Source organism: Streptomyces sp. NPDC005202, assembly GCF_040608235.1.
GTDB lineage: Bacteria > Actinomycetota > Actinomycetes > Streptomycetales > Streptomycetaceae > Streptomyces.
The window spans coordinates 328,821-354,130 of record NZ_JBEXHW010000002.1 but is presented as its reverse complement, the minus strand read 5'-3'; the positions used below and the strand labels follow the sequence as shown (position 1 = coordinate 354,130).

Genomic DNA, 25,310 nt, shown 5'->3' with positions numbered 1-25,310 from the left:
GGGACCGGAGGCTGACGCGTCCACCGGACCGCTGGGGCGCGACAGGTTCACCGGACCGTTGGGGGAGAGCACGGGGGATCAGCCTCCATTGACGTCGACGAGCGCACCGCGGGCACTCGGACGGCGCGGGGCGTGGGCCGTGACTCTACAACATGTAGTAGTTCGGCGGGACGGTCACACGTCCACAGTTCTACAAGGCGTAGTAACGGTCACATGTCCACAGTTCTACAAGGCGTAGTAAATTTGGTGGCCCGCGGATGGCCGCCGCCGGAACCACCGGGGGCGTAACGGGGTTCGGGCGAGGAAGGCGTGGGACGTATGAGGGGCGAAGGCCGCGGCGGAACCGATGGCCGCAGGCGGGCACCCGGGGAGCTGGAGAGCGATGTGCTGGCGGCGCTGTGGGCGGCGGACGGCCCGCTGACGGCGGCGCAGGTCAATGAGCGGCTGCCCGGTGATCTCGCGTACACCACCGTGCTCACGATCCTATCCCGCCTGGTGGACAAGGGCATGGTGACCCGGCACAAGGCGGGCCGTAGTTACGCGTTCGCACCGGCCCGGGACGAGGCCACCCACACCGCTGGGCAGATGCGCTCCCTGCTGGAGCACGGCTCGGACCGCGAGGCGGTGCTCTCCCGGTTCGTCGACGAGCTGTCGGCGGACGACGAGCGGCTGCTGCAGCGGCTGTTGGGCGAGCTCAAGGAGCGGTGATCCGGTGCGGGTCAGCGTCTACATTCCCTTCGCGGTCAGCGCGCTGCTCGCGGTGCTCGTCCCATGGGCGGCGCCCCGGCTCCCGCCTCGCCGGGCGGCCTGGGCTCTGATCTGCACTGCGCTGGTGACGGCCGGGGCGTGGGCGGGGGCTCTGGCGCTGCTGGCGTTTACCGCTGTCGGGCAGATACCCGAGGTCGCCGAGCAGGGTCCCTGGTCGGTCAGCCTGCTCCGGGCCGAGAACCCCGTACGCCTCGTCGTGGCCGTGATCTGCAGTCTTGCCCTGGCCGTGAGCGTCCTTGCGTTCGGTGTCACCGCGCGCAGGCAGGCGCGGGCGCTGCTGCGGGCGCGGCGCGACTGCGCGCGGCTGCCCGGCGGCGAGCTCGCCGTCATCGACGACCCGCGGCCGGAGGCGTACGCGCTGCCCGGAGCCCCCGGCCGGATCGTCGTCTCCCGAGGCATGCTCTGTGCGCTCGACGACGCGGAACGGCAGGCCCTGCTGGCGCACGAACGAGCCCACCTCAGCCACCGCCACCACGTCTTCCAGCTCACCTGGCGGCTCGCGGCCGCCGTGAACCCGCTGCTGCGCCCGCTGCTGAGATCCGGCGCCTTCGTCCTGGAGCGTTGGGCGGACGAGGAGGCCGCGGCCACGACGGGCGACCGTACGACAGTCGCCCGCGCGGTCGCCCGGGCGGCGCTGGCCACCTCCGGTGCCCGCCGCCACCCAGGAGCCCTGGCCGCCGACGGCGGCCCGGTGCCGCGGCGGGTTCGCGCCCTGCTCAACCCGCCGCGGCGGCCCTGGCGGTTGCCGCTGATCGTGGGCGCTCTGCTGTTGGTGCTGTGCTGCGAAAGCCTTGCCGAAGCCGCCGCCGACATGGACGCCATGTTCGCGGGCGCGATGTACCCACGCTGCACGTTCGCCGAGCACGCCGCGCCGGGCGCCGGGCGCCGGGCAGGTGGAGTGGTCGTCCGAGAGGCGCGGCAGCGGGCGCGGGCTGAGCAGCAGGAGTCAGGCGTGCCACTTCCTGGCCGGGCAGACCATCGCCGCGACGCTGACGAGTCCGGGATCGAGCGTGCCGGTGGGGCAGGGGAAGGCCATCGGGGCCACCTCTGCGAGGCCCGCGAAGCCGACCGGGCGCTGCCGGCGGGTGTCCCGGGCGTCCCGGGCGTCCCGGGCGTCCCGGGCGTCCCGGGCAAGGAAGTGGGCGACGACCGCTGAGACGGTGACGGCGACGTGGCCGCCGGGAACGCTGTTCCGCCCATGTCGGGCGGGCCCACGCCTCCCCACGGCCTGCGAACAGGGCTTCTCCTACGACAGCGCCGGCCGCGTCACCCGACTCAGCCGGTATGGGGGCGTGCAAGCCCCAGGTCGTAGGCGAAGATCACGGCTTGGACGCGGTCGCGGGCGCCTATCTTGGCCAGGACGCGGCCGACGTGGGTCTTGACGGTGGACTCGGACAGGACGAAGCGCGCGGCGATCTCACTGTTGCTCCATCCCTGGCCGATGGCGACGAGGATCTCCCGTTCGCGGTCGGTGAGCGAGCTCAGCCTCGGGTCCTCGGCGGAAGCGTCGGTGGGGTGCCGCAGGTGGTGGGCGAATTCGTCCAGGAGGCGGCGGGTGAGGGCGGGGGCGATGACGGCGTCGCCGGCGGCGACGGCGCGGATACCGGCGAGGAGTTCCTCGGGGCGGGCGTCCTTGAGGAGGAAACCGCTGGCGCCGGCGCGCAGGGCGGCGTGGGCGTATTCGTCCAGGTCGAACGTGGTCAGGACGAGGACGCGGGAGCGGCCGCCGGAGGCGATGATGCGGCTGGTGGCCTCGATACCGTCCATGCCGGGCATGCGTACGTCCATGAGAACGACGTCGGGGCGCAGTTGCGCGGTCATGCGGACGGCCTCGGTCCCGTGAGCGGCCTCGCCGACGACGTCGGTGTCGGGGACGGACTCCAGCAGCATGCGGAAGCCGAAGCGCTGCAGCGGCTGGTCATCCACGATGAGCACGGTGGTCACGCTGCGCCGCCTTGGGGTTTGAGGTCGAGGGCAGCCTCCACGGCCCATCCTCCGCCGGGTGCGGGGCCCGCGCTGACGCTTCCGCCGTAGAGAGCCGCGCGTTCGCGCATGCCCACCAGACCGTGTCCTTCCTCGTTCGGCGGCCCCGCCCGCCCGGCCGGGCCGCTGTCCTTGACGCGGATGTTCAACCGCGCGCCCTGCACGCCGATCGTGAGGTGGACCTTGGTGTCGGTGCCGACGTGCTTGAGGGTGTTGGTGAGGGCTTCCTGGACGATGCGATACACCGTCAGCTGTACGCCGCTCTCCAGGGTGTCCACGTCTCCGCCCGTACGGTAGACCACCTCGGGTCCGGCGGCGCGCACGCGGGCGCACAGCGCGTCGATGTCCGCGATGCCCGGCTGCGGGCTCAGTTCGAGCGCGCTCGAGGAGTCGTCGGTCGCCGCGCGCAGGATGCCGAGGGTGCGCTGCAACTCGCCCAGTGCCTGGCGGCCGGTGTCGGCGATGAGCCGCAGTGCCTCCTTGCCCCGTTCGGGGGCGACGTCGGCGGCGTAGGTGCCCGCGTCGGCAAGGGTGATCATGACGGACAGGTTGTGGCCGACGATGTCGTGCATGTCGCGCGCCACTCGCGTGCGCTCGGTGGCGGCGGCCAGCTTGCTGCGCTGGTCGCGCTCGACCTCCAGGCGGGCCGCCCGCTCCCGCAGCCCCGCGAGCTGGGCCCGGCGGATCCGTACCGCCAGGCCGACCGCGACGGCCGCGGTCGCCGTACCGAGCAGGAAGAACAGCGCGTCCCAGACGGAGATGGCCGGCGATACGCGCACCGCCACCAGCGCCATGCCGCCCGCCATAACCCCGCAGGCCCACGGCAACTGCCGCAGCCGCCCGTGCAACGCCAGGCTGTACAGGGCGACGAACAGCGCGATGTCTGCGCGCAGCGCAACCCCCAGAGACCACTGGCACAGGAACACGCCCGCAATGACGCCGAAGGCCGTCAAGGGCTTCCTGCGCCGCCACAACAACGGCAGCACCAGCCCGGCCTGCAGGACGAGCATCCCCGCGAGGGGCGGATGGGTGAACGCAACGCGGAACCTGCGCGGGCCGTCGTCGTCTCCGATGACCGCATGCACCAGATCCGGCAGGCAGAACATCAGGAAGACCAGCGCCACCACCGCGGTGTCCAGTACCCACGGGTGCGCCCGGTCCGCCTGCCGCAGCCGCTGGCCGGCCCGGCCGAGGCGGGCGACCAGCGGGCTCATCCCGGTGATGTCGTCGGTGGTCACGGATGTCACCTGTCCATGGTGGGACCGTCACGCGTCGCTGCGTACCAGCCGGTACGCCGCTCCCGCCAGCGCGAACGCCGTCCAGCCCAGGAAGACCAGCAGGCCGGCCCCCGGTGACAGGGCGGTGGCGTCATGGGTCAGGGCGAACATCGACTCACCCGCGTTGCTCGGCAGATACGGGCCGACGCTGTCCTGCCACGAGCTGGGCAGCAGCGAGATCAGCCCCGGCACCAGCAGCAACGCGCCCACCAGGACGGAGATCCCGCCCGCCACCGACCGCAGCAGCGCGCCCAGAGCTGTGCCGATCACCCCGACCAGGCCGAGGTAGAGTCCCGCGCCCAGCAGGCTGCGTACGACCCCCGCGTGCGAGAAGCCCATGGCCGCGCCGGTGCCGGAGACGATCCCACGCGCGAACAGGAAGGCGACGAACGCGCCGACCGTGCCGAGCATCAGCGCGACCAGCCCGAACACTGCCGACTTGGACCACAGCACGGGCAGTCGGCGCGGCACCGCCGCCAGCGTCGAGCGGATCATGCCGGTCGAGTACTCACCCGCCGTGCACAGCACGCCGACCACGCCCAGCGCCAGTTGCGCGAAGTTCGTACCGAACAGGGACAGGCTCACGGCGGTCGAGTTGGCGAAGTCCCCGCGCATGGGCTGGCCCGAGCTGATCCTCGACTTGTACTGCGCGGCGGCGATCAGCCCGAACGCCACCAGAAACAGCAACCCCAGGCCCAGGGTGATCCAGGTCGAACGCAGTGACCACAGCTTGGCCCACTCCGCACGCAGCACGCGCGGCCCGGTCACCCGGTAGGCGGGACGCGCCGTGCGCGCCGGGGGAGTCGCGGGGATCTCGGTGGTCTTCGTGATGGTGCTCATGCCGCCCTCCCGGAGGTCTGCGTGCCGGTCGTGGAACCGTGGTACTCCACGGCATCCCTCGTCAGGTCCATGAACGCCTCCTCCAGCGACACCGTCCTCGCACTCAGTTCGAACAGCGCTATGCCGTGCTCCGCCGCCTTCAGTCCGATCGCGCGGGCGGTCAGGCCCGTCACCTGGAGCTCCTCGGAGCCGGCCCGGCCGACGATCTCCACGCCCGGCCCCGCCAGCGCCTCCCGAAGCCGCGCTGGGTCCTGTGTCGCCACCTTCACCGTGTCGCCGCCGACCTCGCGGATGAGGTCCCGCACGGTCGTGTCCGCCAGCAGTCGCCCGCGCCCCACGACGATCAGATGGTCCGCCACCAGCGCCATCTCGGTCATCAGGTGGGAGGAGACGAAGACCGTCCGTCCCCCCGCCGCGAGCTGCGTGAGGAGATTGCGGATCCACAGCACGCCCTCCGGGTCCAGCCCGTTGACCGGCTCGTCCAGCATCACCGTCTGCGGATCGCCCAGCAGCGCCGCCGCGATTCCCAGCCGCTGGCCCATGCCGAGCGAGAAGGCCCCCGCACGCTTCTTCGCCACGCTGCCCAGTCCCGCGAGGTCGATGACCTCGTCCACCCGGCGGCGCGGAATCCCATGGGTGAGCGCCAGCGCGTTGAGGTGGTGGTAGGCCGAGCGCCCCGGGTGGACCGACTTCGCCTCCAGCAGCGCGCCCACCTCCTGCAGTGGCGCCCGGTGCTGGGCGTAGCGGCGCCCTCCGACCGTCACCGAGCCACTCGTGGGGGTGTCCAGGCCGATGATCATGCGCATGGTCGTGGACTTCCCCGCGCCATTGGGTCCCAGAAAACCGGTCACGGTGCCCGGCCGTACGACGAAGTCCAGCCCGTCGACGGCCGTCTTCTCCCCGTACCTCTTCGTGAGCTGCTGCGCTTCGATCATCGGGCCTTCTCTCCGGTACCGGCCCAGCAGGTCCTGGGCGCCTCACCTGCAACGCTAGGATCCGGACGGCACCGATTCGTGGTACCGAGGACCGAACTGCGGCGAAGGCGTGGTACCGCGGTACCACGCGGGCGGCGCAATCACCTGCACCGGCGCGCCGAGAGTCGCGTCGTTGAACAGGCTCTCCGCCTGCACGAGGACCTGCCTTCGGCGGCAGCGCGAGGCGTCTGCCGAGCGCGGTGACCGCGACCGGGTCGGTGCTGGCCAGGACCGCGCCCCGCACGAACGCCATCTGCCAGGACAGGGGCGTCACCAGCGACGCCACCCACCCGACCGCCGCGGCCGAGGCCAGAACCAGGCCGATCGCGAGGATCCCGACCGGCTTCCGTGCCATGCGCAGCTCGCGCCAGGACAGCTCTTCGGCGCTGGTGTACAGCAGCGGCGGCGGCACGACCAGCCCGATGATCTAGGGGCTGATCTCGATGGGGGTACCCGGCAGCAGGGCCACGGCGAGGCCGGCGACGACCAGGAGGGAGGGCGCGGGAACCACCGGCGGGCGAACGTCGCCAGCGCGGAGCAGGCGGCCAGCTCCCGCGCCGCGCAGAGCGTAGGAGGTGCAGACGTATGACCGCTCTTCCCCTGCGGGACCGGATCGCCTGGACGTCCGGTCTCGCGGGACCGTTCCTGGTGGCGCTCGCGCTCGTCCCCTTCCGTACGGACCTGTCGAACACGAACGCCGCACTGATCCTCGTCGTGGTGGTCGTCGCGGTCGCGGCGGCCGGCAGCCGTGTCGCCGGTGCCCTCGCGGTGCTCTCCGCGGCGGCCTGGTTCGACTTCTTCCTCACCCGCCCGTACCAGACCTTCGACATCACTGCCTCCGCCGACATCGAGACGGCCCTGCTGCTCCTGGTCGTAGGCGTCATCGTGTCGCAGCTCGCGGCTCGGGCCCGCCGCCTGGAAGTCATCAGAGTGACCGACGCCGACTACCTCGCCCGCATCCATGAGACGGCCGGTCTGGCCCAGTCCAGCACGTCGCCGGACGCCGTGGTCGACCATGTCCGCGGCCATCTGAACCGAACTCCTCGGGCTGCGCGCCTGCCGCTTCGAGTACGGCATCCTGACCGGACGTCCGCCGCGGCTCGACCAGGACGGCCACCTGACCGTCGGCCGTCGACACTGGGACCTCGACGCGCGCGGCTGGCCCGTCGGCGAGATCGAACTCCGCGCGTACGGCAACGGCCACTACCTCGGCCGCTACATGCTCACCCCGGGACCGGGCCCCGTGCCGCCGGTCCAGGCCCGTCTGGTCGCGGTGACCCTTGCCGACCAGACGGGCGCCGCCCTCGACACGGCGGGCCCGGTGCGGGACGGCTGAAACCCAGGCAGGGCGGCGGCATGCCCCCCGGCACGTCACATACGCTCGCTCGCCACCAGCACCGTCGCCCGGCCATGCGCCGTCATGCTGGACACGCAGAACCGCCCGCCGGGAGCGTTCTCCACGTTGCGGTCCATGGCATCGGCGTCTCGACCCCAGGACCGGGAGTCAAAGGCACAGCCGGTGGACGAACCAGCTTCTTACTCCAGTCCGGAGACCTTGAACACGGTCAGAGCGTTCTCACGGTCGATGCGCTGCGCGAGGCGGCGCAGCGCGGTCGCCCCGCACAGCAGGGAACCGAGGGCCGCGGATTTCTGCGTGTCCTCCTCGAGGCGGTACCAGAGGTCGGGGTTGTTCACCAGGACCTGGGGGTCGATCTCGACCCGGCCGCCGAACGCGTCCCGCAGCACGAGCCGCTGGGAGACGCCGTCCAGGCAGCGCACCGACACCAGCAGGTCGGTGCGGACCCGCCGTTCCCGCAGCAGACTGCGCGACTCCAGCCAGCCCTCGCCGACCCGGACGCGCTGCGGGAAGAGCACCAGGAAGAGCAGCACGGCGGGCACGAACCACAGCGCACCACGCCACGGGGTGAAGCTGCCGGAGCCCCAGTCGATCAGGAGCAGCAGCGCGAGCAGCACGGCCGAGTAGCGGATCGAGCTGTACACGTCCCCTGCCCAGCGGCGGTCGCACGCGACTGTCACTGACGCCTGCGCGAGAGCGCCGGCCGCGGTCTCCGGGCCGTTGCGGTGTCCCATGAAGTCGACGGTAGACAGCCGGCCGACAGTCCACCACACGGCTTGACGCCTCTCTGACACGCCTCCTTTCCCGTCTTGACGCCCGACGGGGCGGCGGCCGCCCGATCAGGATTGCTCGGGGCGAGTGTCGCGTGGGTCACACCGGCGTCAACGTCCTGCCACATTCGAGCGGTTGGGTGCGAAGAAGCCGTAAGGAGTGGGCGGACACGGCTGGAAACGGACAGAACCTGGGCGTACCCGCGCACTGCCTTTCCGTGTGCGCGGGCCTCTGTGAAGGAGCACGTATTCCATGTCCGTCCTGACCACCGAACCCGGCGCCGCCCCCGGTGACGAGGAGCCGCCGGATACCGGCGACCGCCACCGACTGACCGCCGTCATGGTGATCCCGTTCGCGCTGACCCGCACGTTCGGCCTCATGGTCGGCTCGGTCAGGCAGGGCTACGCGATCCTCGCGACCATGGCCACCATCTGGCTCGGTTTCGTCGCCCTGATGATGTGGACCGAGTTCGTCCACCACGGCCCGGCCCTCCAGGCCGCCGGCGGCGCGATGGAGGGCAAGGAGGTCCGCTTCGGCGTCGGGTCCTCGTCGATCTTCGCGGTGTCGACCACCCTGACCTCGACCGGTGCGGTGGACTCCTTCCACTCCTCGTTCACCGGCCCCGGAGGCGGCATCACGCTGCTCGGGATGATGCTGGGCGAGATCGCGCCCGGCGGCACCGGCTCCGGCCTGTACGGCATTCTGATCATGGCGGTCGTCGCGGTGTTCATCGCCGGTCTGATGGTCGGCCGTACGCCCGAGTACCTGGGCAAGAAGATCGGCTCCCGTGAGATCAAGCTCGCGGCCTGCTACATCCTGATCATGCGCTGGTGCTCGTGTTCACCGCGCTCGCGATGGCGCTGCCCACCCCTCCGCACTCGATGACCAACAGCGGCGCGCACGGATTCTCGGAGATCCTCTACGCCTACACCTCCGGCGCCAACAACAACGGCTCGGCCTTCGCCGGTCTGAACGCGGACACGCAGTGGTTCAACACCACGATCGGTCTCGCGATGCTGCTCGGCCGCTTCCTGCCGATGGTGTTCGTTCTGGCGCTCGCAGGCTCGCTCGCCGGGCAGCAGCCGGTGCCGGCCACGGCAGGCACCCTGCGCACCGAGAAGCCGCTGTTCACCGGCCTGCTGGTGGGCGCGATCCTGATCATCACCGGTCTGACCTACTTCCCGGCGCTGGCGCTGGGCCCGCTGGCCGAGGGGCTGGCGTCATGACCACCAACACGCAGAAAACGGACGTAGAGAAGCAGGACGCCATGTCCACTGGCACTCCCACCCTTGCGCCCCACCAGGACGCACCGACCGGCCACAAGCCCGGCGGGCGGGTCGGCGGGGGGTTGTTCGACCCGAAGCAGCTGGTGAAGTCGCTGCCGGACGCCTTCCGCAAGCTCGACCCGCGGGTGATGGTCAAGTCGCCCGTGATGTTCGTGGTGTGGATCGGCTCGGTACTGACCACGGTCTTCTCCTTCAAGGACCCGGGCGACTGGTTCGGCTGGGCGATCAGCGCCTGGCTGTGGCTGACCGTCGTCTTCGCCAACCTGGCGGAGGCGGTCGCTGAGGGCCGAGGCAAGGCGCAGGCCGACACCCTGCGCAAGGCCAAGACCGGCACAGTGGCACGGCGGCTGTCCCAGGACGGCACGACCGAGGAGCGCGTGCCGGGCACCGAGCTGACCATCGGCGACCTGGTCGTCTGCGAGGCCGGCGACATCATCCCCGGAGACGGTGACGTCGTCGAGGGCGTCGCCTCCGTGGACGAGTCGGCCATCACGGGTGAGTCGGCCCCGGTCATCCGTGAGTCGGGCGGTGACCGGTCCGCGGTCACCGGGGGAACGAAGGTGCTCTCCGACCGCATCGTCATCAAGATCACGACGAAGCCGGGCGAGATCTTCATCGACCGGATGATCAACCTTGTCGAGGGTGCCGCGCGGCAGAAGACGCCGAACGAGATCGCGCTGAAGATCCTGCTCGCCTCGCTGACGATCGTCTTCGTGCTCGCGGTGGCGACCCTGCCGCCGTTCGCGGACTACGCGGGCACGCACCTGACGACGGTCGTGCTGGTGGCCCTGCTGGTCTGCCTCATCCCGACCACGATCGGCGCGCTGCTGTCGGCGATCGGCATCGCCGGCATGGACCGGCTGGTGCAGCGCAACGTCCTGGCCATGTCCGGCCGTGCGGTCGAGGCGGCCGGTGACGTGTCGACGCTGCTGCTCGACAAGACCGGCACCATCACCCTCGGCAACCGTCAGGCCGCCGAGTTCGTGCCGGTTCAGGGCGTGACCGAGGCCGAGGTCGCCGACGCCGCCCAGCTCTCCTCGCTGGCCGACGAGACGCCCGAGGGCCGCTCGATCGTCGTCCTGGCGAAGACGGACCCCGCCCACCCCCGCTCCTGATCACCGAGCCGGGCCTGGGATACCGGTTCGAGGGGTGACTCCGCGAGGTGAGACTCGCCCGACTGTCCTGACCGCACACGACTGCAGAGACGAGACGATGGCACGCGGCAAGCTCCGGATCTACCTCGGCGCGGCACCGGGCGTCGGCAAGACCTACGCCATGCTGTCCGAGGCCCACCGCCGCATCTAGCGCGGCACCGACTGCGTGGTCGCATTCGTGGAGCATCACGACCGGCCGCGCACCGAGGTGATGCTGCACGGCCTGGAGCAGATTGCGCGCAAGGAACTGGAATACCGGGGCTCCGTCTCCCCCGCGCAGTCCGACCATTCGGCGTCCGTCACCTCCCGGACAGCAACGGTCTCTTGACCATCACAGCCTTGTCGGCGAGGGCCCGCGGTCATCAGGCGTCCGGCGGCACGGTCTCCGGACTACTCAGAGCCGATCCCGCCGCGCCGGGCATTACGGACCGGAAGCCTGGACCGGCGGCCGGTGTGAACCCGTAGCGGACGAACAGAGGTTGAAGTGCGGCGGTGCGCGGGCACCCCTGGCGGCGCTGAGGCACGCAGCCAGGGCGTCCGGCAACCACGGTCGACTACCCGGCTCGTCTCTCCGCGTCGGGCAGGACCGCCAACGCCCGGGCCGCGACCTCCTCGACCGGCCCCACGGCCTGCACCGTCACCAGGATGCTCCCGTAATACTCGAGGAGTGGCGCGGTCTGGCGTTGGTAGACCTGCTGCCGGTGCCGGATGACGTCCTCGGTGTCGTCCGGCCGGCCACGGTTCAACAGCCGTGCCACGACGACCTCTTCGGGCGCCGTGAACTCGAGCACCGCATCCAGCGCGGAGCCGGCGGTGCCCAGCATGGCGGCCAGTTCTCGCGCCTGCGCCACGGTGCGGGGAAAGCCGTCGAGGAGGAAGCCGTGCCGGGCGTCCGGTTGCGCCAGCCGTTCCCGGACCATGCCGCTGGTGACGTGGTCGGGTACGAGGTCGCCCGCGTCGAGGTATCGCTGAGCGTCCCTCCCGAGCGGGGTCCGGCGGGTCACGTGCTCCCGGAACAGGTCTCCTGTGGAGATGTGGGGGATGTCGAGCTTCTCGCTGAGTATGGCCGCTTGGGTGCCCTTGCCTGCTCCGGGAGGGCCGATGAGGACGAGTCGCATCAGCGGATGCATTCCCTTCAGTCGTATCAGTGGTACGTGTTCTGTCTCCCGCCGATGCGCTGCGAAGCCGGCGACGCGCTGGGGGACGGGCGTGTGGTGCCGCTCCGCTCTCTCCTGGGCCACCAGGCGGGTTCCGCCCGGCCGTCTTGCGTCAGGCGGCACGCGACGGACAGGTGAGTTCCTCGCTCAGCACCAGCACCGGTCCTTGCGCGGGGTTCATCCGGCGTGTCAGCAGGTCGCACAACACGTCGGTGACGCCGGCCCGGTAGGCGCCGGGCGTGAGCGACGGGCTGGGCACGATGGCGTGGACGTCGACCCGGGGTGCCAGTTCAGCAGCCAGCCACTCGGTGAGCTCGGTCAGTCCGGCCAGGGCCGTGTCCTGCGGTCCGTCGCGCCGTGCCGTGTGCACGAGCACGTGGACCACCGAGCCGCCGTGCGCGGCCATCCAGCGCCAGTAGGCGCGCTGGACACAGGCCAACGGTGTCACGAGTGCCCTGTCCAGTACGTCGCGCAGCGCCAGTGGATCCAGTTCCATCAGCAGACCCGCCTGAGGGCGGGACCCGACCAGATGTACCAGGTGGTCGAGTCGACCGAAACTCTCGATGACCGTGTCGACGGCCCGGCCGAGCTCGGCGAGGTCGCCGTGACCGCACGGCAGAGCGAGGTCCGGGGCTCCCGGCGCTGCCGCGAGGGGAGCGCTCGCGGCAGCGGGGCCTGCCAGCGCCACCCGGGCGCCGTGTGACCGCAGACGTCCCGTCACCGCCGCGGCGACATCGCCCTCCCCGGTGAGGAGCACGACACGGCCCGACAACGAGCTTTCGCGTTCCATCCCGTGTCCCCTTTCCCTTGGGCTTTTCCCTCGGGCTTCCTCGGGCTTCCCTCGTGCTTCCTCGGGCTTCCCTCGGGCTTCCTCGGGCTTCCCTCGTGCTTCCTCGGGCTTCCCTCGGGCTTCCCTCGTGCTTCCTCGGGCTTCCTCGGGCTTCCCTCGTGCTTCACCCGGTCAGCCGACCCGGTGGGATCCGTCGGTGAGCCCGGCGTTGATCAGGTCCATCACGGAGGCGTCGGCGAGTGTGGTGACGTCGCCGACCTCGCGGTTCTCCGCGACGTCCCGCAGCAACCGGCGCATGATCTTCCCGGAGCGGGTCTTGGGCAGTTCGGGGACCACCATGACGTGACGGGGCTTGGCGATGGGGCCGATCTCCTGTGCCACGTGCTCGCGCAGCGTCGCGACGACGTCCTCCGCGTCCGTCCCGGCCCCGGCGGGATCGGCACGGAGGATGACGAAGGCGACGATGGCCTGCCCCGTCGTCGCGTCCGACGCGCCCACCACGGCGGCCTCGGCCACCGCGGGGTGCGAGACGAGCGCCGACTCGACCTCTGCGGTGGAGATGCGGTGCCCGGAGACGTTCATGACGTCGTCGACCCGGCCCAGCAGCCAGATGTCGCCGTCGTCGTCGTAGCGTGCGCCGTCGCCGGCGAAGTAGTAGCCGCGGTCCGCGAAACGGGCCCAGTACGTCTCCCGGTAGCGTTCGTCGTCGCCCCAGACGCCGCGCAGCATGGACGGCCAGGGCCGGTCGAGCACCAGGTAGCCGCTCTCGCCCTTGCCGACCTCCTCGCCCCGGTCGTCGACCACCTTGGCGGAGATGCCGGGCAGCGGTGTCTGCGCGCAACCGGGCTTGCCGGGTGATCCGTCGGGCAACGGGGCGATCATGACCGCGCCGGTCTCGGTCTGCCACCAGGTGTCCACGACCGGCGCCCGGTCGCCGCCGATGTGTTTCCGGTACCACCGCCACGCCTCCGGGTTGATCGGCTCGCCGACACTGCCGAGCACACCGATCGACGAAAGGTCGTAGCGGGCCGGGATCTGCTCGCCCCACTTCATGAACGTGCGGATGAGAGTGGGAGCGGTGTAGTAGACGGAGACCCCGTACCTCTCGATGATCTCGAAGTGCCGTCCCTCGTGGGGGGTGTTGGGCGTCCCCTCGTACATGACCGACGTCGTGCGGTTGGCGAGCGGCCCGTACACGATGTACGAGTGTCCGGTGATCCAGCCGATGTCGGCGGTGCACCAGTAGACGTCGGTGTCGGGGTCGAGGCCGAAGACGGTGCGATGGGTGTACGCGGCCTGGGTGAGGTAGCCGCCGGAGGTGTGCAGGATGCCCTTCGGCTTCCCGGTCGTACCCGAGGTGTACAGGATGAACAGCGGGTGCTCGGCGTCGAAGGCCTCGGGCCGGTGCTGGTCGGGCTGGGCGTCCACCAGCTCGTGCCACCACAGGTCGCGGCCCTCGGTCCACGGCACGTCGGAGCCGGTGCGCCGGACCACCAGGACGTGCTCGATGCCGGGCGTGTTCCGGGTCGCCTCGTCGGTGCTCGCCTTCATCGGCTCCGCCCTGCCCCGGCGGTACTGGCCGTCCGAGGTGATCAGCAGCCGGGCCCCGGCGTCCTCGATGCGTGACTGGAGAGCGGCCGGGGAGAAGCCGCCGAACACCACGCTGTGCGGCAGGCCGAGCCGGGCGCACGCCAGCATCGCGAAGACCGCCTCGGGGATCATCGGCAGCTGGATCGCGACCCGGTCGCCGGCGGTCAGTCCGAGCGAGGCCAGCGCGTTGGCCGTCCTGCACACCTCGCGCCGGAGGTCGGCGTAGGTGATGGTCCGGGTGTCGCCCGGCTCGCCCTCCCAGTGGAAGGCGACCTTGCCGCCGTACCCGGCCTCGACGTGGCGGTCCACGCAGTTGTACGCGACGTTCAGTTTTCCGCCGGTGAACCAGCGGGCGAACGGTGCGTCCGACCAGTCGAGCACCTGGCTCCACCCGGTCTCCCAGTGCAGTCGGCGTGCCTGGTCCGCCCAGAACGCCAAGTGGTCGGCCGCGGCCCGCTCCGGCAGTCCGGACACCGCGTCGCCCCGTGCGTTGGGCGCGCGGCCGGGCTCGAAGTCGTGGTCAGAACGCGGGGACATGCGTGATCCTCCAATGGGGTGCGGGCGCCCGGGACAGAGGTGCCGGTCCGAGCGCGAGGACGGGCGGCGGGACTGTCGCCGGGCGGACAGGGTGGCCGGCAAGGGTTGGCGGGAGGTTGGTGGACGGGAGCGGGGCGCGGGGTCACGGGCGCGGTCCGGCCCGGCGGCTCACCGCGCGCAGGGCGAGACGCGGCTTCAGCGGCGCGGCGGTCCTGCGGCGTACGGCGCCCTGCCAGACGCCCCAGCCGTAGGCGAGGTCGTCCAGGCGACGGATCGCCACATGTGCGAGAGACGGGAGCGAGGTGCCGGAACGGCGGTGGTCCGCCAGCCCCTCGGCGAGAGCCGCGGCGATCAGTGCGTACCGGGCACGGCGGCTCACGGCGGCGGCGGTGACCGCGACGGGCCAGTGGTGCCGGGTGGCGCAGCGCAGCAGCTGCTCGGCGGTGCCGCGCAGCGCGGCGAGCGAGAGCAGCACCCCCGCACGGGGCGGGTTGTCGGCGTCGGGCATACGGCGTGCCACCCGTGCGGCGGTCACCCCGGTCAGGACCGCGGCCAGTGCCGCCGGGCCCGGCCTGCCCCGCAGCAGCAGTGCGCAGGCGGCCAGCGACCACGGGGCAGCGTAGAGCGGCGCTACCTGCCCGGGGTGCCGCAGCGCCAGATCGGCGGCGCCCGTGCCGTAAGCAGTTCGCTGGGCGAGCCAGCTGCGCAGGTCCGTGCGATGCCGGTGGCCCACGCGTGCGGCGGGCACGTACCGCAGCCGCCAGCCGGCCCCGTGCAGCCGCATGCACAGGTCGACGTCCTCCCCGACGCGCATGCCCTCGTCGAAACCCGCGCCGACGGCGGACCGGCGGACCACGATGGTCGCGCTGGGCACGTAGGAGAGCGCCGACACCGGCACCACCGGTCCTTCCCGCGCCCCCATGTCCAGGGGAGAGCGGACCTCCTCGTACCGGTCCAGGAGCCCCGGCTCGGGTACGGGCAGCGCGACCACACGGGGTGCGGCGAGCGCCACCGCGGGGTCGGCGAACTGTGCCAGCAGGGGCGCCAGCCAGCCGGGTTCGGGCACCACGTCGGAGTCGCAGAACGCCACGTAGGAGGTGCGGGCGTGGCGCAGTCCGGTGTTGCGGGCCGCCGCAGGGCCGCGGTTGTACGGGTGGACCAGCAGCCGGACACCGTGGCGGCCGGTCACTTCGGCCAGGGCCGCAGGGTCCCGGGAGCCGTCGTCCACGACGAGTACCGGCAGGTTCGAGGTCGGTGGGTCGGTGCGAAGGGCGCTCAGCAGCCGGTCGAGTTGATCGGCGCGGTCGCGGACGGGTATCACGACCGTGGTGTCGCGGACCGGCGCAAGGGCGGGGCGCGGGTGCACGACGCCGGCGTCCAGGAGCCGCCGGGCGAGCGCGGCGCCCGCCGCGTCCGACACCGTGAACCGGCCGGCGTCCAGCCGGCGGGCCGCCGTGGCGGTCAGCCTGAGCAGCCGGGGCGGCGAACCGCCGAGCATCAGCTGTCCGTCCCTCGACCGGTGCGTGTCGGGGGCGAGTTCGACCGTGAACCCGTCGGGCAGGGTGACGTCCGGCGGGGAGGGCAGGCGGATGCCGGACGGGGACGGCGGATTCGACCGTATGAATGTCATGCCGTGAACCCCCCGTCCGCGTGGAGTACGGAGCCGGTGACGGCGAAGGACTCGGCCGAGCAGGCCCAGGACACCACCGAGGCCACCTCCTCGGGTTCCAGGGGGCGCCCGGTGAGCTGCTGATCGGCGAGTTTCTCCACGCCGGGCAGCCCGTACAGGTCCGCCGTGGCCCGCAGCATGTCCGTGCGCGTGGAGCCGGGTGACACGGCGACCGCGTTCACGCCGGTGTCCCGCAGGTCGCAGGCGAGGCCGCGGACCAGGCCGACCACGGCGTGCTTGGCGGCGCAGTAGGCGCCCAGGCCCCACAGCCCGCGGTGCGCGGCGGCCGAGGCCAGGGCGACGAACCGGCCGCCGCGGGGCTGCGGCCTGCGCAGCAGGGCGGGTACGGCGGCACGGGCGAGGTTGGCCACGCCCATCACGTCCACGTCGAGCAGCGTCCGCCACTGCGCGTCGGTCTGCTCCCACACCGGCTCGCCGCCGAGCATGACGGCCGCCGCGGCCACGGCGGCGTCCAGCCCGCCGAACTCGCTCTCGGCCAGCTCCACGGCGGCCCGCAGCGCGGCCGCGTCCCTGACGTCCGCCCGGACCGTACGGACCAGGGGGAACCCCCGTGCCAGGACGTCCAGTTGGCCCGGCTCGGCCAGCGGATAGGGCACCTCGGGGTCGTCGGCGCAGCGGTCCACGGCGACCACCGCCCAACCGGCGCGGGCCAGACGTCGTACGGTCGCGGCCCCGATGCCCCGGGCGGCACCGGTGACCACGGCGACCCGCCGCCCGGTCATCGCCCGGCTCCCGCTCGCGCGACGACCGGCCGCTGCTCGGGCAGGCCGAGCCGCCCCTGCCCGGAGACCCGCCAGGCGCGGATGTCGGCGGCGAGACGGTCCGCCATGCGGTCGAGGAGCCGTTCGCCCTCGCTCGCGCAGGCCCCGGCGGGATCGCCCAGGACACCGGACGGACTGACCCCGCGGACGGATTCGGAAACCAGCCGGTCCATCAGCAGGTGGACGGGGTCGGTCGGTCCGGCCACGGCCTGCTCGCTGCGTACGGCCGCGTGCCGCAGCCGCAGCATCATGGAGGTCTCGGCCCGGCCGGCGTGGGCGTCGGAGTCCTCGGGGACGCACGGCCACCACGCCACGTTCCGGCTCTCGCCGCGCAGGCCGGTGACTGCCTCGGTGAGGCTGGTCAGGTTCCCGCCGTGCCCGTTCACCACCAGCAGGCGTCCGGCCCAGCGGAGCATCGAGCGGCCGATCTCCGTGACGAGCAGGTGCAGCGCGGCGTGGCCGACGGACACGGTGCCGGGGAACCCCTCGTGCTCACCGCTGGCCGCGTACGGCTGTGCGGGCGCGACCAGCACCTCCACGTCGCCGCGCAGCCGCGCGGCGGCCCGCTCGGCGACCGCCGAGGCCACCGCCGTGTCGGTGTCCAGCGGGAGATGCGGGCCGTGCTGTTCACAGGAGCCGAGCGGCAGCAGCACCAGGGGGGCGCGGTCGGTCAGGTCCGGCCAGGTCAGGTCCGCGAGCCGGGTCGCCGTCGTGCGCCGCGACTGCGCCCTCGCGGCCGGGGCAGGCACGGTGGCCATCTCAGACCGCGCCCAGGGTCCGGGTGAATCCGGGCGGGACCACCACGTCGTCGGGGGTCAGTTCGTGGACGGACGAGCGCCCGAGGCCCAGCAGCGCGGAGTCGATACCGCCGCGCAGGATGTCGAGCACGTTCTCCACGCCGGTCTGCCCGCCCGCGGCCAGGCCCCACAGATAGGCGCGGCCGATCATCACGGCCTTCGCGCCGAGCGCCAGCGCCTTGACCACGTCGCTGCCCCGGCGGATGCCGCTGTCCAGCAGGATCTCGACCTGGCCGCCCACCGCGTCCGCGACCGCCGGCAGCGCACGGATCGGCGCCGGGGTGCCGTCGAGGTTGTTCCCGCCGTGGTTGGACACCGAGATCGCGGTGACTCCCGCGTCCACCGCACGCCGTGCGTCGTCCACCCGGCAGATGCCCTTGAGCAGGAACGGCCCGTCCCACTGCTCGCGCAGCCAGCGCACGTCCTCCCACGACGGGGGCGGGGTCTGCATCCACTCGCCGTACGCTCCGAAGAACGTGGGCGCGTCCCCGCCCGGGTCGGCGAGGTTCGGCGTCGTCAGGTCCGGGAGGCTGCGGGACTTGAGGAAGTCCAGCAGCCAGCGCGGACGCGCGAGCGCCTCCGGTGCGAACCGCGCCATCGCCTTGAGGTTCAGCCGTTCGGGGATCTTCGGGCTGCCCCAGTCGCGGCCGTGCGAGAAGGACCAGTCGAGGGTGACGATCAGTGCCTTCGCCCCGGCCGCGCGCGCATGCTCGATGCGCCGCAGCATCGCGTCCTTCGAGCCCATCCAGTACATCTGGAAGAACGTCTGCGGATTGGCCGCCACGACCTCCTCAAGCGGCTTGCTCGCGAACGAGCTGAGCCCCATCGCCGTACCCCGAGCCGCGGCCGCGCGGGCGACGGCCACCTCGCCGTCGGGGTGCACCGCCTGCACCCCCGTCGGGGAGATGATCACCGGCAGCGAGATCTGCTCGCCCAGGACCGTCGTCGACAGGTCCCGCTTGGCTGACAGTCCGGCCACATGCGGTGCGAAGCCCAGTTCAGCGAAAGCCCTGGTGTTGTCGTCGTAGGACGTGCCCTTCTCGGAACCGGCGAGCAGCGCACTGTAGACCGACTTCGGCAGCCGCTTGCCGGCCCTGCGCTGGGCCTCGGCCACCGTCTCGAACCACCCGCTCATCACCCTTCTCCTTCTCTTCGGTCCTTGTTCGTCGTCATACGGGCGCCGTCATGCGGGCGCCGTCATGCGGGCGCCGTCATGCGGGCGTCGTCATACGGGCGCCCCGTCGTACGGGCGCCGTCATGCGGGCGCGGTCGTACGGGCGCCGTCATGCGGGCGCCGTCATGCGGGCGCCCCGTCGTACGGGCGCGGTCGTACGGGCGCCGTCATGCGGGCGTCGTCGTACGGGCGTCGTCGTGCGGGCGTCGTCGTACGGGCGCGGTCATGCGGGCGGGTCCGCGGGCATTCCGGCCAGCGGGCTCTCGTCGCAGAAGCGGTCCGGGCGGCTGGTCCGTACGGCGGGCATGCCCAGCGGCACCGTGCGGTGCGAGTGGTCGTTGCCCTGACGCGGGAGCGCGTCCCGGTCCACCGCCGAGAGCGCGGCGGCACCGTGGCCCTTGACGCACTCGGGGTCGGGGCCGTCCAGCGGGAGCCCCGTGAAGAACTTCGCGGCCATGCAGCCGCCCTGGCATGTGTCGTACGCCGGGCATCCGGAGCAGGCGCCTCCCGTGGCGGGCCTGCGCAGCTCGGCGAAGAGTTCCGACTCCCGCCACACCCGCTCGAAGCCGCCGGCGGAGCGGACGTTGCCCGCCTTGAACGCGTCGTGGATGGCGAACGGGCAGGCGTACACGTCGCCCACCGGGTCGATCAGGCACACCACACGCCCGGCTCCGCACAGGTTCAGCCCCGGGATCGGCTCCGAGCCGAGCGCGTTGAGGTGGAAGAACGAGTCCCCGGTGAGCACCCGCTCGCCGTGGCCGACCAGCCAGGTGTAGAGCTCGCGCTGCTGCTCGGCGGTGGGGTGCAGCTCGTCCCACACGTCGGCGCCCCGGCCGGACGGCCGCAGCCGGGTGATCCGCAGCTGGGCGCCGTAGCGGTCGGCGATCGCGGCGAAGTCGTCCAGCTGGGAAACGTTCTGACGGGTCATCACCACCGAGATCTTGAAGTCCCGGAAGCCGGCCGCGGCGAGATTCTCCATGGCCCGTACGGCCATGTCGTACGAACCGGGGCCCCGCACCGCGTCGTTGACCTCGCGCGTCGCGCCGTCCAGGGAGATCTGGATGTCGACGTAGTCGGTGGCCGCGAGCTGCCGGGCGCGGTCGGGGGTCAGCCGCAGCCCGTTGGTCGAGAACTTCACCCCGACCTGGTGGGCGATCGCGTAGTCCAGCAGCTCCCAGAAGTCGGGGCGAACCGTCGGCTCGCCGCCGCCGACGTTGACGTAGAACACCTGCATCCGCTGGAGCTCGTCGATCACGGACTTGATCTCGTCCGTGGACAGCTCCAGGGGGTCGCGCCGCCCGGACGACGACAGGCAGTGTGCGCAGGACAGGTTGCACGCGTACGTCCACTCCCAGGTCAGGCAGATCGGGGCGTGCAGGCCTCCCTTGAACTGCTCGACGAGGGCGGGCACGCGTTCGGCGGGCGGGGGATCGTGAAGGGTGGTCATCACCGCACTCCGGTTCCACTGCGCTGGGGAATGATCATGTCGGCGGCGGCCAGTGCGGCCAGCGCGCGCAGGAAGGCGCCCCGCCGGGCGTCGGGTACGCCGGCGAGGGCGTCCCCGACGCTGGGGTGCCGGTCGAGCCCCCGGACCAGTTCGACGAGCTCCGGCGCCTTGAGGAACGACAGCCGGCGGTTGCCGAAGTGGTATGCGAGCGCCCCGAACGGCTCGGGACGCAGCGCAACAGCGGGGTTCAGCCGGTAGGGGCGCGCCGCGTCGAACGTCGTGTCGGCCGGGGCGGCCGTGGGGGAGGTCATGGCGGCGGGCCTCAGTAGACGCCGCACATGCCGTCGATCGACACCTCTTCGACGAGGAGTTCCTCGGTCACCTCGTCGACGGGGGTGTCCTGCTCGGCACGGATCTGGTCCTCGTTCACGACAAACCTCCTGGTGGAAGGGGAGTTGGGGATGAGCGCCGGTGCCGCCGCGCGGTCCGGCCGGTACTCGACGCTACGGCGGGCCGCCCGGCGTCTCGCCCTGCTTCCGGCCGCGCTCGCCCTGTCCGGTCGGACAGGTGTGCCCCCGCCGGCGCCGGTGCCCGCCGCACACCCTGTCCGATCGGGCAGGTCGCGTCCCGTCCGTCCGCGTCCCGCAGCCGTCCGAGCGGCCGGTATCGCCGCGCGGCGCGTTCCCGGAGGGTGAATCACGCCACGAACTCCGGCACGTCCGTGCTCCATCCGGACATCTGCGCCGCCGGCAACGGAGCAGTCGACGCAGTACGCGCGGCCCACCGCGCGGAGAGGACAGTCGCGATCATGCAGGTCGAAGAACTTCTCAAGCCGTTCCCGATCAAGGAATTCCACCCCTTCCCGCGGGCGCTGATGGGCCCGGGCGCCCATGAGCTGATCGGTCCGGAGGCCAAGAAGCTGGGTTTCCGCCGCACGCTGGTGATGACCACGGGTCTGCGCGGCAGTGACACCGTGCACAAGATCGTCGAGTCGATGAAGTACCACGGCCTGGAGGTCGTGGTGTACGACAAGGTCGAGTCGAACCCCAAGGACTACAACGTCATGGACGCCGTGGCGCTGTACCAGGAGAACAAGTGCGACTCGTTCGTGTCGATCGGCGGCGGTTCGTCGCACGACGCGTGCAAGGGCGCCCGTATCTCGGTGGCGCACGACGGCCGCAACGTCAACGACTTCGAGGGCTTCAACAAGTCCGAGAACCCCAAGAACCCGCCGCACATCGCGGTGTCCACCACGGCCGGCACGGGCTCGGAGACGTCGTGGGCGTATGTCATCACCGACACCACGACCGACCCGGACAACCCCCACAAGTACGTCGCCTTCGACGACGCGTCCGTCGCCACGCTCGCCATCGACGACCCGACGCTCTACTACGACTGCCCGCTGGACTACACCGCGCAGTGCGGCTTCGACGTGCTCGCGCACGCCTCCGAGCCCTACGTCTCCCGGCTCGACTTCCAGCCGTCGCTCGGCAACGCGCTGCACGCGATCCGGCTGACCGCACGCCATCTGCGGCAGGCGGTGTGGAACGGCCAGGACCTGGCCGGGCGTGAGGGCATGATGTACGCCCAGTACATCGCGGCGCAGGCGTTCAACTCCGGCGGCCTGGGCATCATCCACTCCATCTCGCACGCGGTCAGCGCGTTCTACGACACCCACCACGGGCTCAACAACGCCATCGCGCTGCCCCGGGTGTGGGCGTTCAACATGCCCGCCCACTACGAACGGTTCGCGGACATCGCCGAGGCGATGGGCGTGGACACGCACGGCATGACGAAGGTCCAGGCCGCCGAGGCGGCGCTCGCCGCGGGCATCCGGCTGCTGCGCGACGTCGGCATTCCGGAGAAGTTCACCGACGTCCAGCAGGACACCTACTCCAAGAACCGGCTCGGCCAGGGACCGACGAAGTTCTACGAGCAGGCCAAGGAGATCAAGGGCGACGCCGCCGACGTCGACCGCATCACCCACCACGTCCTCGGTGACGCCTGCACCCCGGGCAACGCCAAGGAGTGCACGTTCGACACCGTGCGGCCCGTCGTCGAGCACTGCCTGACCGGCGACCTGGACGACCTGCTCAGCTGAGCCCTTCCCGCCCGGGGGCGGGGGACGGACGTGGGTCGCCGTCCCCCGCCCCCGTCTCCCCGGACGGAGGAACCGTGCCCGCCACACCCCCAAATCCCGAGTTCGGCTCGGTCGACGACGTCGTCGAGCGGTTCGCCGCCCACGGCTACATCGCCGACCGGCGGCTCGCCACCACCGTGTTCCTGCAGACCAGACTCGACAAGCCGGTCCTTCTGGAGGGCCCGGCCGGCGTCGGCAAGACCGAACTGGCCAAGACGCTCGCCGCCGCCACCGGGCGCCGGCTGCTGCGCCTGCAGTGCTACGAGGGCCAGGACGAGAGCAGGGCGCTGTACGAGTGGGACTACGGCAAACAGCTCCTGTACACGCAGATGCTCCGGAACAAGATCGGCGACCTCACGGCCGACGCGCCCGACCTGGCCTCCGCGGTGCGGCGGATCGAGGAGCAGGACAGCGTGTTCTTCTCCGACCGGTTCCTCGCGCCCCGCCCCCTGCTGGACGCCGTACGAGGCGAGCAGCCCGCGGTCCTACTGATTGACGAGGTCGACCGGGCGGACGAGGCACTGGAGGCGGTGCTCCTCGAGTGCCTGGCCGAGTACCAGGTGTCGGTGCCGGAGATCGGCACGTACACCGCGAAGATCCCGCCGTACGTGGTGCTGACTTCCAACAACACCCGCGATCTGTCGGCCGCGCTGAAGCGCCGCTGCCTGCATCTCTTCCTCGACTACCCGGACGCCGAACGGGAGTTGGAGATCGTGCGCACCAAGGACACCGGACTGCCCGAGGCGGCCGCCCGCCGTCTGGTGGAGGTGGTGCGGGGCCTGCGCGAGCTGCAGCTGCGCAAGAACCCCAGCATCTCCGAGACCGTCGACTGGGCCCGCACCCTCGCCGTACTGGGCGTCGACGAGCTCGACCCTGCGGTGCTCGCCGACACCGCCAACGTCGTCCTCAAGTACGAGCGCGACCTGCACCGGGCCCTGGACGTCCTGCCGCGGCTCGTCGACCCCAACCGCACGGTGCCCGAACCCGGCCACCACCACGACCTGCACGGCCACCACCACGGGCACCACCACGACGGTCACGGCCCCCACGACGGGCACCCCCACGGTCCCGGGCACGGGCAGCCGGACGAGATCGACGGCCGCGAGGTACGGGCGGCCAAGGACCGGCAGGGCCGGCACGACGAGGGCTACTACGGCGCTCCCGGACCCGGCCCGACGCACCGGCCCACGCCCGGCGCCGGCCAGGGCGCCCGCTCCTTCGCCGCCTTCGGGCGGCGCCGCACCGACTGACACGGGAGGCGTGCATGGAAGCCGGCGTGCACCGATTCGTCCGCGTGCTGCGGCTGTTCGGCCTCCGCGTCTCCGTGTCGGAGGCCATGGACGCCATGCGCGGGGCGGCCCAGCCCGGCGTGCTCGACCGACGCGAGACGCTGCGCGAGGCCCTGCGCATGACGCTGGTGAAGGACCGGCGCGACCACGCGCTGTTCGACGAGCTGTTCACCGCGTTCTTCTCGCTGCGCCCGGTGGACGGGGCGTCCGACGGCCACGGCCACAGCCATGAGCACGACGACCTGTCCGACACCGGCGAACTGGAGTCGTTCACCGTCTCCGACGAGCCCTCCGAGACCCCCCAGCAGGGGCACAGCCACGGCAAACCGTCCGACATCCGCGACTTCTTCGACCAGCAGGACCTCGCCCAGCGGTACAACCTGCACCAGGAGGCCAACAAGATCGACCTGGCCTCGATGACCGACGAGATCGTCCTGTCCAAGGACGGCGCCGCCGGCGGACGGGACGGCGGCCCGTCCGTCCAGCTGGAGACCGAGCGGCTGCACGGCGCCGGAGTCCCCGGACAGCTCGCGGCGACGGCCGGGAAGCCCATCGACACGGCCCTGACCGTCGCCCAGCAGGACGCCCTGCTCGGCTGGCTCGCGGACGAGTCCGACGACCTGGTGGATCCGGAACTCGACGTGCTGCGGCGGCAGTTGGCGGGCGTCATCGAGAACCTGCCGGAGCTGCTGAAGCGGCATCTGGACCGGCTGGCCGAACTGACGTCGGCTGCCGTGGAGTCCGCCGGGATCGCCGAACGCGCCCGCCTCGAGACGGTCGACGAGGACGAACGCGCCCAGCTGGAGGAGGCGCTGCGCCGGGTGGGCCGCTCCCTGCACGGCGCGCTGACCAGCCGTAAACGCGACACGCCCCGGGGCCGCGTCCATCCGGGCCGCACCATGCGCCGCAACATGCGCTACGAGGGCGTACCGTTCCGGCCCGTCACCGTCACCCGCGCCGAGGACAAGCCCCGTCTGGTGATCCTGACGGACGTCTCGCTGTCCGTGCGGGCCACCGCACGGTTCACCCTGCACCTGGTGCATGGTCTGCAGTCCCTGTTCGGACAGGTCCGCTCGTACGCCTTCGTCGACGAACCCACGGAGATCACCGAGCTGTTCGCCGAGCACCCGCTGGAGCGAGCGCTCGGGCTGGTCTTCGACGGCCTGCCGGCCGGCGGACTGCTCGACGTGGACGCGAACTCCGACTACGGCCGGACCTTCGAGCTGCTGCTGTCCGAGCACGCCGCCGCTCTGGGCCGGCGTACCACCCTCCTGGTGCTGGGCGACGGCCGCGGGAACGGCAACGACCCCGGGACCGCGGCGTTCGAGGAGATCACGCGCAGGGTGCGGCAGACCATCTGGCTGACCCCCGAACCCCGCTACTCCTGGGGACTTGGGGCATGCGACCTGCCGCGCTACGCGGAGTACTGCGACCGGGTCCAGGTGGTCGCCGACCTCGCCGGGCTGGAGCGCACCGCCCACCGGATGGCGGCGGAGGCGACCGGGGTATGAGCACCACCGCACACCGT

General features: G+C 71.8%; 21 protein-coding genes and 4 pseudogenes. 10 read left to right on the top strand and 15 right to left on the bottom strand.

Annotation, left to right across the window (positions count from 1 at the left end):
• Window positions 1-318 precede the first annotated feature (318 nt).
• Entirely contained in the window at window positions 319-708 is a 390-nt protein-coding gene (locus ABZV31_RS05390; protein WP_355888395.1) for a BlaI/MecI/CopY family transcriptional regulator, read from the top strand.
• Window positions 709-712: 4 nt separating this feature from the next.
• Window positions 713-1,924 (top strand): M56 family metallopeptidase, encoded by a 1,212-nt coding sequence (locus ABZV31_RS05385; RefSeq protein WP_355888393.1) that lies wholly within the window; start codon window positions 713-715, stop codon window positions 1,922-1,924.
• A gap of 119 nt (window positions 1,925-2,043) precedes the next feature.
• Here the strand turns inward: ABZV31_RS05385 and ABZV31_RS05380 are convergent, their stop codons facing one another.
• The 4 genes from ABZV31_RS05380 to ABZV31_RS05365 are packed head-to-tail and all read right to left on the bottom strand — an operon-like array spanning window position 2,044 to window position 5,803.
• A complete protein-coding gene (locus tag ABZV31_RS05380; protein ID WP_355888390.1) occupies window positions 2,044-2,712 on the bottom strand; it encodes a response regulator transcription factor in 669 nt (222 codons plus the stop codon).
• Window positions 2,709-3,989: a sensor histidine kinase gene (locus ABZV31_RS05375; protein ID WP_355888387.1), complete on the bottom strand. Its 1,281-nt coding sequence runs from the start codon at window positions 3,987-3,989 to the stop codon at window positions 2,709-2,711. Before ABZV31_RS05375 ends, ABZV31_RS05380 begins: the two co-directional genes overlap by 4 nt.
• A 27-nt stretch (window positions 3,990-4,016) precedes the next feature.
• Entirely contained in the window at window positions 4,017-4,868 is an 852-nt protein-coding gene (locus tag ABZV31_RS05370) for an ABC transporter permease (protein ID WP_355888384.1), read from the bottom strand.
• Window positions 4,865-5,803, bottom strand: a complete 939-nt coding sequence (locus ABZV31_RS05365; RefSeq protein WP_355888381.1) for an ATP-binding cassette domain-containing protein — start codon at window positions 5,801-5,803, stop codon at window positions 4,865-4,867. The genes ABZV31_RS05370 and ABZV31_RS05365 overlap by 4 nt, the downstream gene beginning before the upstream one ends.
• Before the next feature lie 239 nt (window positions 5,804-6,042).
• Here ABZV31_RS05365 and ABZV31_RS05360 point away from each other — a divergent pair, with 239 nt between their 5' ends.
• Entirely contained in the window at window positions 6,043-6,273 is a 231-nt protein-coding gene (locus tag ABZV31_RS05360; protein ID WP_355888378.1) for a hypothetical protein, read from the top strand.
• 154 nt (window positions 6,274-6,427) lie between these two features.
• A pseudogene (locus ABZV31_RS05355) lies at window positions 6,428-6,700 on the top strand (DUF4118 domain-containing protein); the annotation flags it as partial.
• A gap of 678 nt (window positions 6,701-7,378) precedes the next feature.
• On the opposite strand, the gene ABZV31_RS05350 reads toward ABZV31_RS05355, so the two are convergent.
• Window positions 7,379-7,933, bottom strand: a complete 555-nt coding sequence (locus ABZV31_RS05350) for a hypothetical protein (RefSeq protein WP_355888375.1) — start codon at window positions 7,931-7,933, stop codon at window positions 7,379-7,381.
• A gap of 373 nt (window positions 7,934-8,306) precedes the next feature.
• On the opposite strand from ABZV31_RS05350, the pseudogene ABZV31_RS05345 reads away from it, so the two are divergent.
• From ABZV31_RS05345 to ABZV31_RS05335, 3 pseudogenes are all read left to right on the top strand, one after another.
• A pseudogene (locus tag ABZV31_RS05345) lies at window positions 8,307-9,196 on the top strand (potassium-transporting ATPase subunit KdpA); the annotation flags it as partial.
• A pseudogene (locus ABZV31_RS05340) lies at window positions 9,193-10,344 on the top strand (HAD-IC family P-type ATPase); the annotation flags it as partial. The pseudogenes ABZV31_RS05345 and ABZV31_RS05340, both read left to right, overlap by 4 nt.
• 124 nt (window positions 10,345-10,468) lie before the next feature.
• A pseudogene (locus ABZV31_RS05335) lies at window positions 10,469-10,678 on the top strand (sensor histidine kinase KdpD); the annotation flags it as partial.
• Between the two features lie 286 nt (window positions 10,679-10,964).
• Here the strand turns inward: ABZV31_RS05335 and ABZV31_RS05330 are convergent.
• The 10 genes from ABZV31_RS05330 to mftA form a co-directional block, all read right to left on the bottom strand.
• Window positions 10,965-11,528 carry an adenylate kinase gene (locus ABZV31_RS05330; protein ID WP_355888372.1) on the bottom strand — a complete coding sequence of 188 codons (564 nt, stop codon included), beginning with the start codon at window positions 11,526-11,528 and terminating at the stop codon, window positions 10,965-10,967.
• Between the two features lie 151 nt (window positions 11,529-11,679).
• Window positions 11,680-12,357, bottom strand: a complete 678-nt coding sequence (locus ABZV31_RS05325; RefSeq protein WP_355888370.1) for an SDR family oxidoreductase — start codon at window positions 12,355-12,357, stop codon at window positions 11,680-11,682.
• 171 nt (window positions 12,358-12,528) lie between these two features.
• The gene (acs, locus tag ABZV31_RS05320; protein ID WP_355888367.1) at window positions 12,529-14,484 is read right to left on the bottom strand and encodes an acetate--CoA ligase; all 1,956 of its coding nucleotides are present in this window, start codon (window positions 14,482-14,484) and stop codon (window positions 12,529-12,531) included.
• A gap of 142 nt (window positions 14,485-14,626) precedes the next feature.
• A complete protein-coding gene (mftF, locus tag ABZV31_RS05315; protein ID WP_355888364.1) occupies window positions 14,627-16,114 on the bottom strand; it encodes a mycofactocin biosynthesis glycosyltransferase MftF in 1,488 nt (495 codons plus the stop codon).
• Window positions 16,111-16,896 carry a mycofactocin-coupled SDR family oxidoreductase gene (locus tag ABZV31_RS05310; protein WP_355888361.1) on the bottom strand — a complete coding sequence of 262 codons (786 nt, stop codon included), beginning with the start codon at window positions 16,894-16,896 and terminating at the stop codon, window positions 16,111-16,113. The genes mftF and ABZV31_RS05310 overlap by 4 nt, the downstream gene beginning before the upstream one ends.
• Window positions 16,893-17,684 carry a mycofactocin biosynthesis peptidyl-dipeptidase MftE gene (gene mftE, locus ABZV31_RS05305; RefSeq protein WP_355888358.1) on the bottom strand — a complete coding sequence of 264 codons (792 nt, stop codon included), beginning with the start codon at window positions 17,682-17,684 and terminating at the stop codon, window positions 16,893-16,895. Before mftE ends, ABZV31_RS05310 begins: the two co-directional genes overlap by 4 nt.
• Before the next feature lie 10 nt (window positions 17,685-17,694).
• A complete protein-coding gene (gene mftD, locus ABZV31_RS05300; RefSeq protein WP_355888355.1) occupies window positions 17,695-18,867 on the bottom strand; it encodes a pre-mycofactocin synthase MftD in 1,173 nt (390 codons plus the stop codon).
• A gap of 262 nt (window positions 18,868-19,129) precedes the next feature.
• Window positions 19,130-20,353, bottom strand: coding sequence for a mycofactocin radical SAM maturase (gene mftC / locus ABZV31_RS05295; protein WP_355888352.1), 1,224 nt, complete (start codon window positions 20,351-20,353; stop codon window positions 19,130-19,132).
• On the bottom strand, window positions 20,353-20,664 hold the full coding sequence (mftB, locus tag ABZV31_RS05290; RefSeq protein WP_355888349.1) for a mycofactocin biosynthesis chaperone MftB: 312 nt from the start codon (window positions 20,662-20,664) through the stop codon (window positions 20,353-20,355). Before mftB ends, mftC begins: the two co-directional genes overlap by 1 nt.
• 11 nt (window positions 20,665-20,675) lie before the next feature.
• Window positions 20,676-20,783 (bottom strand): mycofactocin precursor MftA, encoded by a 108-nt coding sequence (gene mftA, locus ABZV31_RS05285; protein WP_355888346.1) that lies wholly within the window; start codon window positions 20,781-20,783, stop codon window positions 20,676-20,678.
• Between the two features lie 378 nt (window positions 20,784-21,161).
• On the opposite strand from mftA, the gene mdo reads away from it, so the two are divergent.
• The 3 genes from mdo to ABZV31_RS05270 all read left to right on the top strand — a co-directional run bounded on the left by mdo (window position 21,162) and on the right by ABZV31_RS05270 (window position 25,293).
• Entirely contained in the window at window positions 21,162-22,454 is a 1,293-nt protein-coding gene (mdo, locus tag ABZV31_RS05280) for an NDMA-dependent methanol dehydrogenase (protein ID WP_355888342.1), read from the top strand.
• A gap of 74 nt (window positions 22,455-22,528) precedes the next feature.
• Window positions 22,529-23,743, top strand: coding sequence for a MoxR family ATPase (locus ABZV31_RS05275; RefSeq protein ID WP_355888339.1), 1,215 nt, complete (start codon window positions 22,529-22,531; stop codon window positions 23,741-23,743).
• A gap of 26 nt (window positions 23,744-23,769) precedes the next feature.
• Entirely contained in the window at window positions 23,770-25,293 is a 1,524-nt protein-coding gene (locus tag ABZV31_RS05270; protein WP_355888336.1) for a VWA domain-containing protein, read from the top strand.
• Window positions 25,294-25,310 lie beyond the last annotated feature (17 nt).

Excerpts from the sequence above, each read along its gene's own strand:
- ABZV31_RS05390 (WP_355888395.1), top strand. The coding sequence starts at position 319 with ATGAGGGGCGAAGGCCGCGGCGGAACCGATGGCCGCAGGCGGGCACCC.
- ABZV31_RS05370 (WP_355888384.1), bottom strand. The coding sequence starts at position 4,868 with ATGAGCACCATCACGAAGACCACCGAGATCCCCGCGACTCCCCCGGCG.
- ABZV31_RS05365 (WP_355888381.1), bottom strand. The coding sequence starts at position 5,803 with ATGATCGAAGCGCAGCAGCTCACGAAGAGGTACGGGGAGAAGACGGCC.
- ABZV31_RS05350 (WP_355888375.1), bottom strand. The coding sequence starts at position 7,933 with ATGGGACACCGCAACGGCCCGGAGACCGCGGCCGGCGCTCTCGCGCAG.
- ABZV31_RS05330 (WP_355888372.1), bottom strand. The coding sequence starts at position 11,528 with ATGCGACTCGTCCTCATCGGCCCTCCCGGAGCAGGCAAGGGCACCCAA.
- ABZV31_RS05325 (WP_355888370.1), bottom strand. The coding sequence starts at position 12,357 with ATGGAACGCGAAAGCTCGTTGTCGGGCCGTGTCGTGCTCCTCACCGGG.
- acs (WP_355888367.1), bottom strand. The coding sequence starts at position 14,484 with ATGTCCCCGCGTTCTGACCACGACTTCGAGCCCGGCCGCGCGCCCAAC.
- mftF (WP_355888364.1), bottom strand. The coding sequence starts at position 16,114 with ATGACATTCATACGGTCGAATCCGCCGTCCCCGTCCGGCATCCGCCTG.
- ABZV31_RS05310 (WP_355888361.1), bottom strand. The coding sequence starts at position 16,896 with ATGACCGGGCGGCGGGTCGCCGTGGTCACCGGTGCCGCCCGGGGCATC.
- mftD (WP_355888355.1), bottom strand. The coding sequence starts at position 18,867 with ATGAGCGGGTGGTTCGAGACGGTGGCCGAGGCCCAGCGCAGGGCCGGC.
- mftC (WP_355888352.1), bottom strand. The coding sequence starts at position 20,353 with ATGACCACCCTTCACGATCCCCCGCCCGCCGAACGCGTGCCCGCCCTC.
- mftB (WP_355888349.1), bottom strand. The coding sequence starts at position 20,664 with ATGACCTCCCCCACGGCCGCCCCGGCCGACACGACGTTCGACGCGGCG.
- mdo (WP_355888342.1), top strand. The coding sequence starts at position 21,162 with ATGCAGGTCGAAGAACTTCTCAAGCCGTTCCCGATCAAGGAATTCCAC.